This is a genomic window from Mesorhizobium sp. M0052 (genome assembly GCF_040323255.1).
In the GTDB taxonomy this organism is placed as follows: Bacteria; Pseudomonadota; Alphaproteobacteria; order Rhizobiales; family Rhizobiaceae; genus Mesorhizobium.
In genome coordinates this window covers 17,368-31,754 of the sequence record NZ_JAMYUS010000028.1, presented here as the reverse complement: position 1 = coordinate 31,754, position 14,387 = coordinate 17,368, and the positions used below count along the sequence as shown (strand labels likewise).

Below are 14,387 nucleotides of genomic sequence, written 5' to 3'. Positions count from 1 at the left end.
CGGTTCGCGGGAACACGTGTGCTGATTCAAGACTCGATCTCATGGCCGCGCAGGCGCTTGGCATGGGGTTTGGCTTCGTGATTGCCAACTGGGCTGGGGGTCGAGCGTCGTCACGGGCCATCACTTTGGCAGCCAACTCATGGTCGTCAACATGGCGCCTGATCGGCGCTGTGTGTTCAGAGGTCGGAGTGGCGTTTTCTGTCAATGCCTGCTTCGCCGAATTCGCTGTCAATTCTCAACCGGTGACCATGGTCACGGCTTCGTGCCGATTCCTGTTGCGAAGCTCCGTCTCGTTGAAACGACCGTGCGAGATGTTCGATGCTCTCAATCTGCTTCCGCGCAAAAATCAAGAGGTCGGGAGCCTATAGCCAGGCATTTCTGAGAAGGAGCTGGATCGTGGCATACAAGCTGGTGAGTTTTGTCATGAGTGGGGGCGTGGGCGCGCGCCTGTGGCCGCTCTCACGGGAAGACAATCCCAAGCAATTCCACGACCTTTCGGGCGACGGGTCAATGCTCGCAAAGACTGTCCGGCGTCTCAAGGCGCGGCCCGAGAATCAGACACCGATCTACTTGATAGCTTCCGAACGACATGCCGATCGAGTCATCTCAGACGTCGCTTCGCTCGGCCTGAACGGCGGCAGACCGATTTTCGAGCCTATCGGTCGCAATACCGCCGCGGCGGTCGCCATAGCCACCCTGCAGACGATCTCGGAACATGGCGGCGACGCTCTTGTGCTCGTGGTCCCCTCCGACCATGAGATATCGACCGAAGCGCAATTCTGGGACACCGTCGAGGCGGGCGTTTCTGCCGCCGATTCAGGAAGCATCGTTGTCTTCGGCATCAAGCCAACGCATCCCGAAACCGGATATGGCTACATCGAGGTTGCAGCAAACGACGATCGGGTGGCTGCGGTCTCGCGCTTCGTCGAGAAGCCAAATGCCGAGACAGCGCGCGGATACGTGTCGTCAGGACGATTCTACTGGAACGCAGGCATTTTTCTGTTTCGCGCTGACGCGATGCGGCGGGCATTTCTGGATTTCCAACCGGACATCTGGAACACTGCGGAACGGGCACACAAGACCGCGCGGGTCGACCTCTCCGGTATCTATCTGCCCCACGGCTTTTACTCGGCCGTTCCCTCCACTTCAATCGACTATGCGGTCATGGAGCATGCACGCGATATCGCGATGGTTACGGCTTCCTTTCGCTGGAACGACCTTGGATCGTGGCAATCGCTCCTCGAAGCCAGCCCGACGGACGGGGACGGCAATGTCGTCATGGGCGACGTCGTCGCCATGAATTGCGACACTTCCTACCTTAGAAGCCAAGGAAGGCTGCTAACGGTCGTCGGAATGAAGGGGGTGGCGGTAGTAGCGACACCGGATGCGGTATTCGTCGCCCCCGTCAGCCACAGCCAGGACGTGAAGATGGTCGTAGAGCAGCTTGAAAAGAGCGGACGGCTCGAGACGAAGTACACGGCATCAGAAGACCGGGTCATCATCAGCGGTTCGTGGCGCAAACGGGTCGAACATTGGCTCTTCAATGAGACCCTGCCGCTGTGGTCCACCGCGGGGGTCGATGATGTGTACGGGGGCTTTCACGAGGCTCTCGGTTTAGACACGAGGCCTTTGGGCAGGCCCAAACGCATGCGCACGATGGCTCGCCAGATCTACGCTTTTGCTGTGGCCAAGGAACGCGGATGGGCCGGACCGGCCGACAAACTGATCAACCATGGCATCGAGTTCATTGCGAAACATGGGCGTACCAACCGCGGCGGCTGGGTGCGCACGTTAAATGCCAATGGCACCGTGGCTGACCCTGCGGAGGACGCGTACGATCATTCCTGCTTACTCCTAGCGCTTTCCCACGCTCACCGATGCGGCCATCCCGACGCCTTGCAACTGGCAAATGAGACATTTCACTTCATTGACACCCATCTCGAAGACCATTGTCTGAACGGCTTTCTGGAGACCTCCGGCTCGAATGGTATGCGATTTTCGAACCCTCACATGCACATGCTGGAAGCCTTCCTTGCCTGGCATGGCGTTACTGGCGACCGGACATATCTGCGTCGGGCCGCACGCGTCGTTGATCTCTTCCGCTGCCATTTCTTCGATCAGGAGAGCTGGACTGTAGGAGAAAATTTCGACGTCGACTGGCTGCCTTTGCCTGGAGAAAGCGGACAACGGACCGAACCTGGCCACCATTTCGAATGGGCCTCACTCCTCATCGATTTCGCACAAGCAAGTGGGCAAAAAGATTTGGCCAATTACGCACGAAAGCTCTATTCGTCAGCGATCGCCAGCGGATTGAATCGTGCGACCGGTCTGGCTTATGCGGCTGTGTCGCGGCAAGGAATGCCCATCGACCGGCTGTCCCGCAGTTGGCCACAATGTGAGGCCGTCAAAGCTGCCATTGCCTTGGACAAGATGGGCGGCCCTGATCTAAAACCAGAGATCGAAGCTCGTGTCGCCCGCCTCTTTCGATGGCATATTGATCCCGCGCCTCTTGGCTTGTGGATCGACAGGATTGACGAGCGCGGAAGGTCACAGGCAACGGAGGTTCCCGCTAGCATATTCTATCACTTGGTAACGGCGCTGATGCAGTATCTGGACAAGACCGAAGGCCAAATCGAACCTTTCCGGCTGTCAGCTTTGGAAGAGGGCAAGAGCGTCCTGGCGCGAGCTTAGTGCCACACCTGTGCGACTTTTCGTCATCATCAGGCCAGGATTGGGGAAACTTCGACCGAGGCAGAACCGATGCCCTAGCCTACGTATCTGAAGATGGAGAGACCCATCCAGGAAGGCAAGCGGCGACACCCGCCAGTTGGGCAAGAGAGGCGACTGAATTTCTGCAAGATAGAAACTTTTCGACCTTTTGCGAATGCGACGTCCGTCGCGATAGCGACATTGTGGTGTCCCAAGGTTGACGTACCAGCTACGGCTAATTCGGTATGTTTTGCCTCTGTGTCGTCGCTGCAAAGCGGGATAGCTTAGTTATTAGACTTGTCTAAAGACACACATCGATTGAGCCCTCCAACCTCTCCCGTCTCGGGCGCGATCAAGTTCTCGAAGCGAGGTGATTTTGACCTACACAACCTTCTTGTCCGGACAGTTGAGAAGTACTATGGCAAAAAAGAAATCGCGCACAAGGCCCAACAGTGATCTCTTGAAACTACTAGCCACCAGGCCACGAGCGGTTGCCCTTGCTGCTCTTCACGTGAGTGAATCGGTGCTGCTTGAACTTGAGGCATCGGATTTATTGTCCTCAGCACAGATCAGGGGATTGCTCAAGGATGCATCGAGGACCTTGCGGAATGCCGCCGGTCAAGTGGACAACCGAAGCTGCTTCATCGCCAGCGAAATAGTCGAGTCCATACGAGAAAACTTTACAAAAAATAAAACGTAGCCGGGGTTTTTCGCGCGATTCCATTCTTTGCTTTCGCGTGCAGACGTTTACAGATCCTGCCGGCGACGCAGAATAGGTACTCATCACATCAAATTTGATGTACATTTGACCCCAAGGGGCAGAAAGGAAGACATTGGGCGGGTTGTGAATGTCGAACGCTACACATTCTTTGCGCGGAAACGAGAAACGGCCCTCATACATCGGGTTTAACGATGACGATGCGGCGCTCATAAAGACGCTGGGGTTCGTGCCGAAGCGCTATTCTCCGGAGACGGTCATCTTCAGTCAGGGCGAGGACAACGATCGCGTATTCATAGTCGAGTCGGGCTGGGGTTGCATTTCTCACCAACTCGCAGGCGGGCAGCGACAGATTCTGGATTTTGCCCTGAGAGGCGACATAGTCCTGTCCCGGTCGTACACGGGTGGCGCTCTTGAAACGTTTGTTGCTCAAACTGAACTGTGCGTCTTGGTGGCGTCAACCAAGACATTTACTCTCGCGGCTATGAAATCACCCCATCTTTTTTCCCTAGTTGTGGAAGCTCTTGGGCACAACGGAGCCGTCATCGCTCAACATCTCACCAATGTAGGACGACGCAGCGCGTTAGCGCGCACAGCGCATCTGTTCCTCGAACTGAGAACCCGTCTGGAACTGATAGGCGCTGTCACCCACAACAGCTATGAGTGCCCCCTGACCCAGTACGATCTCGCGGACGCCCTGGGCCTTACTCCCATTCATGTCAACCGGATGCTCCGCGAACTTCGCGAGCGTAAGTTTCTCGAATTCCGACAAGGCCGTGTCCGCGTGCTCGATCTGCTGAGCATCACAAAATTCGCGGGCTTCGAAACCCGATATATCCGCGATTGAGCATCTGTGTTTATAGGAGAGACTGCGATCCAAGTCCTGGGCAAGAGCGCATTGCTGAGAGTTGCGCCGCCAAGGTACGTCACCTGACGGGTCACGACCTGGGAAATGGCCGGTGCGGTTTGGGGTAAGTGTCCGCACCGGCCGTTGCGGTGGGGCATTGAGGTTCCTCCCGCAGGATTCCGGATCTCCAGGCCCTTCGTGAAACGCCGCTGGTTGAGACTCCCCCTTTCTTGTGAAATCGGCCTGGTTGCGGAAAAAGAATTGGAAAGCTCTCTCCCATGCGGGCAAAGCGCGTTTACCGTCGCGGCGCACCCGAAACACGCGGGGAGCCTCGGGCGATGCTTGCTGTCGCCGCCGCCAAGCTTGATGAGCGACCCGAAGTATCCGATCGCTCATGCTGAATCTCCAATGTCGCAGTTTGGGCTACAGGAACACGCAAATTCGGGCTGAGGCGCGACCCCAAAAGCATCGTGTCCCGCGGCGTGGTGTAGCTGGCGGCATTAGTCGCCGTGCTCTCCGGCATGGGCCGGGCTGATCAGCGCGCCACGGCTGGCAGGCTGATCAGGGGATCATCGCTCATCTGGCTGATCGTTTCCAGAGTCATATATCTGGCCCGCTGCACTGCCCATTCATCGTTCTGTTCGAGCAGGATTGCGCCGACGAGGCGCACGATCGCATCGTCGTTCGGGAAGATTCCGACGACCTCGGTGCGCCGCTTGATCTCGCCGTTGAGACGTTCGATCGGATTAGTCGAGTGGAGCTTGGCGCGATGTTCCTTGGGGAAGGTCATGTAGGCCAGCACGTCGGGCTCGGCGTCGTCCATGATTGTCGCCAGCTTCGGCACCTTCGGCCGGATCTGGTCGGCGACGGCGCGCCATTGTACGGACGCGGCCTCGGGCGTTTCCTGGGCGAAAGCGGTGGCGATGAAGGCTGAGACGACCCTGCGGCCGCTCTTGCCGGCATGGGCCAGCACGTTCCTCATGAAGTGGACGCGGCACCTCTGCCATGTCGCGCACAGCACCTTGGTGACGGCCGCCTTGAGGCCTTCGTGAGCATCGGAGACGACGAGCTTGACGCCGCGCAGGCCGCGAGTGTCAGCTTGCGCAGGAACTCTGTCCAGATCGGCTCGGCCTCCGAGGTGCCAATCTCCAGATAACGGCGACCGAGACGATCCGCCCACCGCGGCGGACCTTCAGGTAAGTGGCGTCGATCCACAGGTATGGCCAATCGCCCTCGATCGGCCGCTCGAGGAAGGCCTTCACCTTCCCGTCGATCTCCTCGCACAGCCGCGAGACCTGGCTCTTGGATATGCCGCTCATACCCATGGCCTTGACCAGGTCGTCAACCGACCGGGTCGAGATGCCTTGCACATAAGCTTCCTGGATGACGGCGATTAGCGCCTTCTCGGCCATGCGGCGCGGTTCGAGGAAACCTGGGAAGTAGCTTCCCTTCCTGAGCTTCGGGATGCGCAGCTCGACCGTGCCGGCCCGCGTCTCCCAGTCCCGGTCGCGGTAGCCATTGCGCTGGGCGAGCCGCAGCGGGTTCTTCTCGCGATAGCTGGCGCCGGTGGCCGCGCCCACCTCCATTTCCATCAGTCGCTCGGCGGCAAAGCCGATCATCTCCCGCAGCAGATCGGCATCCGGGGTCTTCTCCACGAGCGTGCGCAGGTTCATCATGTCGTCGGTCATCGGTGGTCCTTCCGAAATGGGTTGGCGTCAACAACCAAACCCTACCGGAAAGCGCCGATGACCACCCACACGCCGCTCGCTCGCTACAGCGCTAATAACGGCGCGCTCGTGAGCGGCTTCGCTACCGCCGAGCTACACCACCTGATGGGACACGACCCCAAAAACCCCAAAAAGGGCGAATTGGATGCCTTGAGGACCGCGGACCGTCACGGCGGACATCCGCGTTGGAGCGGTCAATATCGTCGGCAAAAGAGCGTCCGAAAAGGGCTATCGGCGACACTGTCGTGGGAACGAAAAAAGAAGAGAAGCAGAACTTTCGCGTGCTATTCAGATACGCCGCGCTTGTCGATCCAGCACAGGGCTCGTTAAACAACCAAGGTTTATTGCGGCTGGATTTAGGAGACGATTTGGCACTGGCGGCAAGTTTTCTTGAAATCATCGAATCAGACTAAGGTCCTACCCAAGATAGAACTTAAGTCTGCAGCAACGCGGAATCAAACCCTCAGTTCCGCCAAAAAAGCAAATTCCTATTGATCCTCATCCTCGCGCAAATCCTGCAGCGATGCATGCCGCAGGTCATCCTCGCCGCGCAGATGCTTCACGCGGCCGATCAGCCCCGGCTTGACCCATTGCGTGGCCGGCCGCTTCATGATGCCCTTGGGCGCCGTGCCTGAGTGCTCCTGGACGCGTTTCCATAGCCTCTCGCGCATTTCCCGGTTCAAGGTGACGAATGCAGTTGGTCGACGGACCGCTTCGGTATTTGCTGTCCTTCCGCTTCGACACCATGCCTCACCCCAGCAGTCAAATAGCTGATCGCGAAGCACGGCAACCAACGCGAGACTTTGGAGCGGGTAGCCAAGGCGCTGCGGAAACAATGACCAGGCTATCTGATCTCGGCAGACCACTGATCGGGCACCGACATGAAGGCCCGCCCGCGAGCGAACTCGCGCATTTCCTCCCTTGCCCTGTTTGCGGGCAACAGATCGACATGCGCGATTTTCGCCAGGTCACTTATCATCCCGATCCGGAGCACGAGCCGCTCGAACTGGACGCTTAGGACCAAAAGTGCCGAAATACCACGTTGAGGAAATGGACGGCGATACCGTGACGGCTACCCACATCGTCCACGCGACAACGCCGATCAGGGCGGCGCGGGAAGCGACGGATCGCGACATCACTCTGCGCACCAGCGAGCCCATCTGGATCAGGGTTGCCGACGAAAAGCGCGGCCACATATTCGAATACAGTTTTAGCCAACTCGGCTAGCTGAGTGTTTTGAATGGCATACCATGCCGTCGACCTCGATACGCAAGTTCGACTATGACCCCAACACTAGGGTTCTCTCGGTTTGGTTTGTAGCGAGCGGGAAGCATTACGAGTTTTTGGACGTACCTGCTGAGGCCGTTGCTGCGTTCAAAGCTGCCTTTGCCAAGGGCGTCTATTTTAACAGCCACATCCGCAATCGTTATGCAGTCCGGCTCGCGCCAGGGCGCTGACATCTGGAAACGCCGGGCTTGTTCAGGGATGGCCCGCGCCTGCTTCCGAGCGCGGGCCGACCATGATGAGTGAGGGGCCATCTTGGTCACCGGCAGGACCGCTGAGAACGCGAGCCGGGTGTGACCGAACAGCCTCGGAGCGAGGATGTTCCCGGCTGACCCAAAAAGGCCGAAGGGCGCAATTAGCACCGACTTAATTATGTCCGGATCATTTTAACGAATCGTTGACCGCGCTGTCCCAGAATAGGACGGCGCGGTCAAACCCCAACCTTGGCTGCGCAGGCGGCTTCGGCACTCAGTTCCACCCCCGAGCTGTCGGAGCCGCCACCCACCCCACACCTGTACCAGCAATGGTTGAATCAACCGTTACTGCACGTGCTTTCCATGGCGCTTCCCTGATCGTTAGACTTTGACGGATCAAACAGGGGATTCACAGATTCGGAGACTCGACCGATGGAAACGATCTTCGATGACATCGGCAACGGCCTCAGAGCGCCCGCACAGACGCATGGCGCCCTGTATGCGCCTTCGCATCGACATGGCCGGCAAGCTGTTCCTTGGCGTCGCAATTGGCCTGGGCCTTGGCTTTGGAATGGCGATCGCCGGTTAGGCCCGACCTATCGGTTCGGGCGGTCCGTAGCCAAAGCGTTGTAGAGCACCAAACACGCCAGCAACGAAATGACGCTGCCCAGCAGGTCGCCTAGGGTCAGGCCGGAAAAATAGACAAGATCGGACGCCAGTACCGCCATCGCTCCAGCCAATCATGACTCGGGACACTGCCGACATTAACCGTTAGTCGGCGCTAATGTTCCGGTCTGGATAACCTGTTCAATCTTTTGGTTGAACTTGCGCCAAAGTTGGGCGAAGCAATCAAGCTTGCGAATGAATACGCCTCCGGAGACGTCCCCATTGGCCAAGAGGTTTTCGAGGCCATCGGAGCGTCGCGGAAAGAAATGATAGAGAGTTGGCGAAAGAGGCGGAATGCTATCCGGTCTGGCAAGCTCGCTCCCACACCACGCAACGGCATCCAAAGTACCGCGAGGAATAGGAATGGCTCAGGTCCGCAAGCGCACCCTGCCCTCCGGTGAGTTCGGTGGCTGGCAGACTACTTCGATGCCGGCGGCAATCGCGCCAAGCAGTTCGACAAGCGCAAGGATGCCGACGCCTATCTGGTAAAGGTGCGACGTGACCTGCAGCTCGGCGTTCATGTCGCAGACAGCACCTCGATCACGATCAAAGAGGCATCGAAGCTGTGGCTGGAAAGATGCGACGCCGAAGGCTTGGAGCGCTCTACGCGCGATGCCTACGCCTACACGTCAACATCCACATCGTGCCGCTGATCGGCGCCAGAAAGCTCTCGCAGTTCAACACGCCGCACGCCCACGCCTTCGCTGACGAACTGGCGAAGGATCGATCGCTTGCCATGGTCAAGCGTTCGCTCGGCGCGATCTTCGTTGAAGCAAGGCGGCGTGGCTTGGCGGCGACAATCCGCTGTCGAACGCCAAGGTGAAGACGAACGATCGGCGCAAGTTGAAGCGGCCCGAGATCCGACCAAACCCGAGTTGCGGACGGTACTTGACGCCGCCCAAGGCAAGCACCGCGCCCTGATAGTCACGGCGCTATTTAGCGGCTTGCGCGCCTCCGAACTGCGTGCCTCAGATGGAACGCCGTCGACCTGAAGCGCGGCGTCCTCACGGTGAAAGGTCGTGTGGGCGCAAATTTCGGGCTTCCGAAGACTTCGGCAGCGAGCGCGACATGCCGCTGGCGCCGATGGCAATCAACGCCCTGAAGCAGCAGCGCCTGGCCATTGCGAACGGTCCCGATGGCTTGGTGTTCCCCTCCGACGAAGGAACGCCGCTCGACCATCACAACATCCTTGCGCGCGTCTGGACGCCGATGCTCGTCGGTGCCGGCATATTCCGGCTCCACCCGACAAGGCTCGCTCCCGAAGGCGATCCTCTCAAAATCGCCAAGTACGACTTCTATGGCCTGCGTCATGCAGCGGCCCGCCTGTTGCCGCCGATCAGGCGGCAGTTGCCGAGATCGAGGCCCGCCTGCTGTTGTAGCGGCAGATTGAAACACGACTGCAACACGAGGCGAAGTTTTGCTAGGAAAACGACGGTACAATGTGTCTCTGACTCTGTTAGTCCTGGTTCGAATCCATGTTCCCAGCGAGCTTCCGGTGCGCCAGCGCCGACGCCGCAGTCAAACGCCTGCGCAGGAAGCTTTCGTCGCTAACGCGCGCACGTTCGTAGAACCAGCGTGACTGACGTTGCTAGGTTGATCGTGCGCGCAATCACGCTGATCAGCAATGGCAAGACCTACGTGGAGCCCACAACCACCGCGTCCGTTTCCGCAGTACCGGCGAGGAGCAGGGACATTGACGAAGGTTTGCTATATAAGAATTCGACGACTGCTAAGGCACTGAAGCAAGAATCGCGATCGTCGTTACCCGGTGAGCAGGACATTGGAACCAGTTCGCGAATTCAGCGTTGCGAGCGGATGATCAGAAGTTTCGCTTACGCTCTTATCCTCGTCCAGGTATCCATGGCGACCGCGCTGCTTACACAGGTCTTCCTAACGACTAGTGAGGAAGCCCGTAGCTCAAAACGCTGGATTGCCTCAACGTCAAAGGACGACGAAGGATGCGCCAAGGCGATGTGGCCCAATATCCCTGACCGATGTTTGAAACGGGTCGAGCCGAAGGTGGTGACGCTCGTGCTCAGCCAAAACAACTAATGGCGCATGCTCTTTCTGACTTAAAGCCGCCATTCGCAGCTGGCCGCGCTGCCGCAGCACCCGCAACGGTCCGTTAAGCCTCGCTCAATCTCTGCAAGCTATCTTGTTGCCAGTTTGTCGAGGGTGACATGAAGCGCAAGTCGATAATGCTCTTTGCCTTCCCGGCTCTGATCCTGCTGATCCTGGCAGGTGAGCGCATGGCGACCTTCTTGCTGGGAGCTTATCCGGCCAGTCCTACAATGTGGCGGATCTGGCTTGAACTAAGGCCGCTGTCGACGATGTTCTGGCAACAGGTCGATCTCTTTCTGGGCGCTTCGATGGTCCTCGATGCCTTCATCCTGGCTGCCGCATCGATCGTTTGCTGGATGGCGTGCCGCACAAGAAAGTCGGCTGCCTTCTTCTTCCTTGCCAATCACGTCGCCCTGCTTTTCGCCGGGTTGATGATCGCCGTCACCAGCCATTCCGAAACAGCAAGCACGATCGCCTCATTCGCGGTACCCGGGGGGCTTCCCTTCTCGCTAATGGTCGATTTTACCTTGAAGAACAGCCTTGTGCTGGTCCTGGGTCTGACAGCATGCGCCTACTGTCATGTTGCCTTTCTCAGCGAAGCTCGAGAGCGATCCGGAGCGCTGGCCGCGAGGCTTGTTGCTCTGCAGCGAGATCTCTAAGGCAGCCCCATTTTCCGGCGTTAGTTGATCTTCCGGTAGTAAACCTTGCCATCGGCCTGCTCTATGCGCTGGTAATCGGGGCTTGGGGCAGGCGCTGCAGCTGCAATCCTCCTTTTGGGCGGACGCGGTGTATCGACGGCGCTGGGCTCGGTCGCGTCTTCACCATCGAGAACAGCAGGCGCCTCCGCCATGCTGCTGGTCGTGTCGACGGAAGGTTCCGCTGCGCTCGACATGACTTCGTCACGCGCAAGAGGCTGGTTCTGTTCCAGTCGGGCTATGCTCCTGTTGATTTCACCAAAGCTGCTCTGCAGCTGACTGTCCAGTTTTTCAAATCGGCTTTGAAAACCGTTGTTGACCGTGTCCAGCCGGCCGCCGATTCGTTGTTCGAACGTCCCGAGTTCCTCCAGGCGCCCTTCCAAAAACCGCATATCGCTGATGCCGCGGTAGAGATAAACCGCCGCTACCATATTCACCAGAGTGAGCAGGGACGTGCCGATGATGACCGCGCCGATAATGCTTTTGTCGCTCGGTTTCCCAACGACAGTCTGCTCTCCAATGCGGGCTGTTGTCCCAATCTCGATTGCCGGCATGTCCGGTTCGCTGATCATCGTCATTGAACCACCACCTTTGCGCCGATCGCGACGCGCCTGAAGAGATCGATCACATCGGTGTTGGTAAGGCGAAAACACCCCGATGTTCCGTCGAAGCCAACACCCTTGGGATCGTTGGTTCCGTGTATCCGATAGAGCGTGTCACGCCCGTTCCGAAGCAGATAAAGCGCCCTGGCGCCAAGTGGATTGTAGGGACCGGCAGGCACCATTTGCGGCAGGTCCGGCTGGCGGGCGCGCATTTCGCGGGGTGGGCGCCATTCCGGCCATTCGGTCTTCGCCCCCACCTCGACGACTCCGGTCCAGCCAAATCCGTCGCGTCCGACGCTGATCTGATAGCGAAGCGCCTGGCCTTGTCGGGTCACCAGGTAAAGCGCTTTCTCGCCCTTGCGGATAACGATTGTTCCGGGCTGTTCTGTCGTCTCGAAGGCAACAGTCTTGCGCAGGCTGGGTCCCATTGCCGGCAGCGGCGGCCGATCCGAAAGTGCCGATCGTGCGCTGGCAAAATCCTGGACCAACATCATCAGCGCAATGCCGATGACGTAGGCCAATCCCGGGCCAATCCGATACCTACTTGGCCGCCCCTTATTTGGCAGCGTCATCGAGCCGCTCTTTGAACATCCGCTTGAGGTCCTTGTTAAAGCGCGCACGCCCATCCACCTCGGCAGGCAGGATAGCACGGTTCAACGCATCGGCGAGAAGCGCATTGTCCAGCGCGACCGATTTGATATGCGGCGCCTTGAAAATCTTTTCGAGTTCGCTGCGCGAAAAGTGGTTGCCGAACCATTTGCGCTTGTGCTTGTTGGCGACCAGCGTGATGCTGACAGCATTGCCACGCAACTCGCGGATCTTTTTGTAGAGCCGCTTGCCTTGCCGCAGTGAGGCGACGTTGAGTTCGAAGACGATGAATATCTCATCGCTCGTCGACAGCACGGAATTGTGCCAAGGCGTCTCGATGTTCGGCAGGTCGATGACGATGTCGTCGAACCGATAGGCCACAAGATCCAGCAGCCGGAAGACAAAATCACTGCCCTGCGGTTCAAAAGGCAATTGCGGCCTCTCGAAGGAATAGAGCGTCAGCCCGGACGGGCGCGAGAGCTTAATGACGTCCATCAGCTCGACGTCGAGCCTCTCCGGCTGGCCGATGATCCCGCCGAGGTCGAACTGGTTGAACTGGTTGAGATAGGCGCCGCAATTGGCGCTCTGGAAATCGAGGTCGACCAGGCAGGTGGAAGCCCCGCGTCCCTTCGATTTCGACGCCAGGAATTCGGCCGCCGACAAAGCGAGCGTCGTCGCGCCGGCGCCGCCGCTGGCGCTGATGAAGGTGATGATGCGGCTTTTCGTTCCCTGGTGGCCGGTGTCGTGGAAGGTCACCGCGTTCAGCAGTTCCTTGCCGTCGAGCGGCTTGTGCAGCCAGTCCGAAGCGTTCATGCGCACCAGCACTCGCGTCTGCTCCGACGACAGCTCGTCGGAGACCGCGATCAGCGGCACGGTCGCCCACAGGGCGCGCGCCTCGACGATCCCCAGCCTGCCGAGCAACTCGCCATTGCCGAGGTCGAGGATGACGATGCCGGGGCGCGTGTCCGCGGGCGGACCCTTGAGAAAGTCGCCGGTCTCGGAAACCCTGACGTCGTAGATCGCCAGAGCATCGAGGCGCGTAGCCACATCGCGCTTGAAATTCGCATCCGACGAGAACAGGGCGACCTGCTTTCGCTTGGTCGGCGTAACCTTGGTGTTGATGGCATTCATGACGCGGTACTCTTCAAGTCTTCACCCGTGACCGTGCTCAGCATGGAGGGCATGTTGATGTTCGCGAACCCCATCAGCCCATTGAGGAAGAAGAACTGGAAGGTCCTGTTCTGCAGGCTGACGCTGATTGTCGGCACTGGTCCGCCCAGCCGCGTCTGGAAGCCGAGGCCGGTGGCGGAATAGGTGATGACAACGTTGCTGCGCAGCAGGCCTGGAAAGAAATGACACATGCCCGGCCGCTGGCTCCCGGTGGTGGTCGGGCAGGCGTCGTCGTTGGTGACTGCCGTGTCGCCGCGAAAGACTCGGCTGAAATTTGTGGCGTCGAAGGTGCCGCCATTGGTGCAGGAGCCTGTGGTTCCAGTATATGAGCAGGCAAAGGGGCCATAGGCGCCGGCGACAACGGGAGCGCCTGGCACAGCGGTGGGAGCGGCAGCCGTAAGATTGCTTGCAACCGGATCGGAAATCGACGCCAACCGGGCACCGATCTGCACGGCCTTGGTTGCTGCATTCCATTGGTATAAGGCATAGCCAAAGTCGACAAAGCCAAGCACGAGAGAAAACAGCAACGTGGAGACGATGGTCGTCTCGACCATTGCCGCGCCGTCCTCCGATCTTGCGAAACGCCTGATCATATTAGAACCGGATTAACCGCTCCTCGTGAAGGCCGGTGAGGGTGATTGGACCGACGCCAATCAAGGACAGCATACCGACACCGCTATAGGCAAAGGTGCCTGCCGCCCTGACGATGCAGACTTGTGCGGTGGTGGAGCGATACTGGGTGACACCGAGTTCCACGGCGTTGTGGCAAGAGGTTCCGATGGTTATCGTCACATCCGTTTTCCCCCAGCCGGCGACGCGCGCGGGCAATGCCCCCGCCGCATTGCCGAACACCGCTATGTTCGCGGCGATGTCGGCGCAGTCGATCGCGGTGAATCCCGCATCGGCATAGTCGGTATACATCTGGCTGTTGCAGCGTGCTGCATAGCGAGCGCCGTCCGAAAGCCCGGCCTCCATCAACAGCTTGTCATGGATCAGATTGCCGAACTCGAACACGCCAGCCGACAGGAACAGCATCAGCGGCGTGATCAATGTCATCTCGACAAGCACGGCTCCGCGTTGGTCGCGTCTAAATCGATCGAGGTGTCGGGACAGCATCTTGAACATT

General features: G+C 58.8%; 18 protein-coding genes and 1 pseudogene. 9 read left to right on the top strand and 10 right to left on the bottom strand.

The genetic code is table 11. The annotated features are described in order from the left end of the window. Positions 1-423 precede the first annotated feature (423 nt). The 3 genes from NKJ77_RS28295 (at position 424) to NKJ77_RS28285 (ending at position 4,274) form a co-directional block, all read left to right on the top strand. Positions 424-2,691: an AGE family epimerase/isomerase gene (locus NKJ77_RS28295; RefSeq protein WP_502902128.1), complete on the top strand. Its 2,268-nt coding sequence runs from the start codon at positions 424-426 to the stop codon at positions 2,689-2,691. Positions 2,692-3,127: 436 nt separating this feature from the next. Continuing rightward, positions 3,128-3,409, top strand: a complete 282-nt coding sequence (locus NKJ77_RS28290; protein WP_352536111.1) for a hypothetical protein — start codon at positions 3,128-3,130, stop codon at positions 3,407-3,409. Between the two features lie 148 nt (positions 3,410-3,557). Further along, complete coding sequence (locus tag NKJ77_RS28285) at positions 3,558-4,274, top strand: Crp/Fnr family transcriptional regulator (protein WP_023730090.1); 717 nt, start codon at positions 3,558-3,560, stop codon at positions 4,272-4,274. Between the two features lie 535 nt (positions 4,275-4,809). On the opposite strand, the pseudogene NKJ77_RS28280 reads toward NKJ77_RS28285, so the two are convergent. Beyond that, positions 4,810-5,962 (bottom strand): annotated as a pseudogene (locus NKJ77_RS28280) (IS256 family transposase). 284 nt (positions 5,963-6,246) lie between these two features. Between NKJ77_RS28280 and NKJ77_RS28275 the strand changes: the two are divergent. Then, positions 6,247-6,414 (top strand): hypothetical protein, encoded by a 168-nt coding sequence (locus NKJ77_RS28275; protein ID WP_352536110.1) that lies wholly within the window; start codon positions 6,247-6,249, stop codon positions 6,412-6,414. Between the two features lie 75 nt (positions 6,415-6,489). Here NKJ77_RS28275 and NKJ77_RS28270 read toward each other — a convergent pair whose 3' ends face one another. Next, the gene (locus NKJ77_RS28270; RefSeq protein ID WP_352536109.1) at positions 6,490-6,672 is read right to left on the bottom strand and encodes a hypothetical protein; all 183 of its coding nucleotides are present in this window, start codon (positions 6,670-6,672) and stop codon (positions 6,490-6,492) included. A 355-nt stretch (positions 6,673-7,027) separates the two neighbouring features. Here NKJ77_RS28270 and NKJ77_RS28265 point away from each other — a divergent pair, with 355 nt between their 5' ends. Then, positions 7,028-7,228: a hypothetical protein gene (locus NKJ77_RS28265; protein ID WP_155923316.1), complete on the top strand. Its 201-nt coding sequence runs from the start codon at positions 7,028-7,030 to the stop codon at positions 7,226-7,228. A 23-nt stretch (positions 7,229-7,251) separates the two neighbouring features. Then, the gene (locus NKJ77_RS28260; RefSeq protein WP_023697380.1) at positions 7,252-7,458 is read left to right on the top strand and encodes a KTSC domain-containing protein; all 207 of its coding nucleotides are present in this window, start codon (positions 7,252-7,254) and stop codon (positions 7,456-7,458) included. 617 nt (positions 7,459-8,075) lie between these two features. Here NKJ77_RS28260 and NKJ77_RS28255 read toward each other — a convergent pair. Together NKJ77_RS28255 and NKJ77_RS28250 are read right to left on the bottom strand one after the other, a co-directional pair. Next, positions 8,076-8,207, bottom strand: a complete 132-nt coding sequence (locus NKJ77_RS28255) for a hypothetical protein (protein ID WP_352536108.1) — start codon at positions 8,205-8,207, stop codon at positions 8,076-8,078. A gap of 306 nt (positions 8,208-8,513) precedes the next feature. Next, positions 8,514-8,666, bottom strand: coding sequence for a hypothetical protein (locus NKJ77_RS28250; protein WP_352536107.1), 153 nt, complete (start codon positions 8,664-8,666; stop codon positions 8,514-8,516). A 56-nt stretch (positions 8,667-8,722) separates the two neighbouring features. On the opposite strand from NKJ77_RS28250, the gene NKJ77_RS28245 reads away from it, so the two are divergent. Continuing rightward, positions 8,723-8,968, top strand: coding sequence for a hypothetical protein (locus NKJ77_RS28245; protein ID WP_352536106.1), 246 nt, complete (start codon positions 8,723-8,725; stop codon positions 8,966-8,968). Positions 8,969-9,081: 113 nt separating this feature from the next. Here the strand turns inward: NKJ77_RS28245 and NKJ77_RS28240 are convergent, their stop codons facing one another. Continuing rightward, positions 9,082-9,456, bottom strand: a complete 375-nt coding sequence (locus NKJ77_RS28240) for a hypothetical protein (protein WP_352536105.1) — start codon at positions 9,454-9,456, stop codon at positions 9,082-9,084. Between the two features lie 264 nt (positions 9,457-9,720). On the opposite strand from NKJ77_RS28240, the gene NKJ77_RS28235 reads away from it, so the two are divergent. Further along, positions 9,721-10,197, top strand: coding sequence for a hypothetical protein (locus NKJ77_RS28235; RefSeq protein ID WP_352536104.1), 477 nt, complete (start codon positions 9,721-9,723; stop codon positions 10,195-10,197). 128 nt (positions 10,198-10,325) lie between these two features. Further along, positions 10,326-10,865 carry a hypothetical protein gene (locus tag NKJ77_RS28230; RefSeq protein WP_352536103.1) on the top strand — a complete coding sequence of 180 codons (540 nt, stop codon included), beginning with the start codon at positions 10,326-10,328 and terminating at the stop codon, positions 10,863-10,865. Positions 10,866-10,885: 20 nt separating this feature from the next. On the opposite strand, the gene NKJ77_RS28225 is transcribed toward NKJ77_RS28230, so the two are convergent. Genes NKJ77_RS28225 through NKJ77_RS28205 form a run of 5 tightly spaced genes read right to left on the bottom strand, consistent with a single transcriptional unit; the run spans position 10,886 to position 14,386 of the window. Next, positions 10,886-11,479: a hypothetical protein gene (locus NKJ77_RS28225; RefSeq protein WP_352536102.1), complete on the bottom strand. Its 594-nt coding sequence runs from the start codon at positions 11,477-11,479 to the stop codon at positions 10,886-10,888. Further along, positions 11,476-12,075 carry a L,D-transpeptidase gene (locus tag NKJ77_RS28220; RefSeq protein WP_352536101.1) on the bottom strand — a complete coding sequence of 200 codons (600 nt, stop codon included), beginning with the start codon at positions 12,073-12,075 and terminating at the stop codon, positions 11,476-11,478. Before NKJ77_RS28220 ends, NKJ77_RS28225 begins: the two co-directional genes overlap by 4 nt. Further along, entirely contained in the window at positions 12,059-13,222 is a 1,164-nt protein-coding gene (locus NKJ77_RS28215; RefSeq protein ID WP_352536100.1) for a CpaE/TadZ family protein, read from the bottom strand. Before NKJ77_RS28215 ends, NKJ77_RS28220 begins: the two co-directional genes overlap by 17 nt. Then, complete coding sequence (locus NKJ77_RS28210; protein WP_352536099.1) at positions 13,219-13,815, bottom strand: TadE/TadG family type IV pilus assembly protein; 597 nt, start codon at positions 13,813-13,815, stop codon at positions 13,219-13,221. The genes NKJ77_RS28215 and NKJ77_RS28210 overlap by 4 nt, the downstream gene beginning before the upstream one ends. Before the next feature lie 40 nt (positions 13,816-13,855). Continuing rightward, positions 13,856-14,386, bottom strand: coding sequence for a TadE/TadG family type IV pilus assembly protein (locus NKJ77_RS28205; protein WP_352536098.1), 531 nt, complete (start codon positions 14,384-14,386; stop codon positions 13,856-13,858). Position 14,387 lies beyond the last annotated feature (1 nt).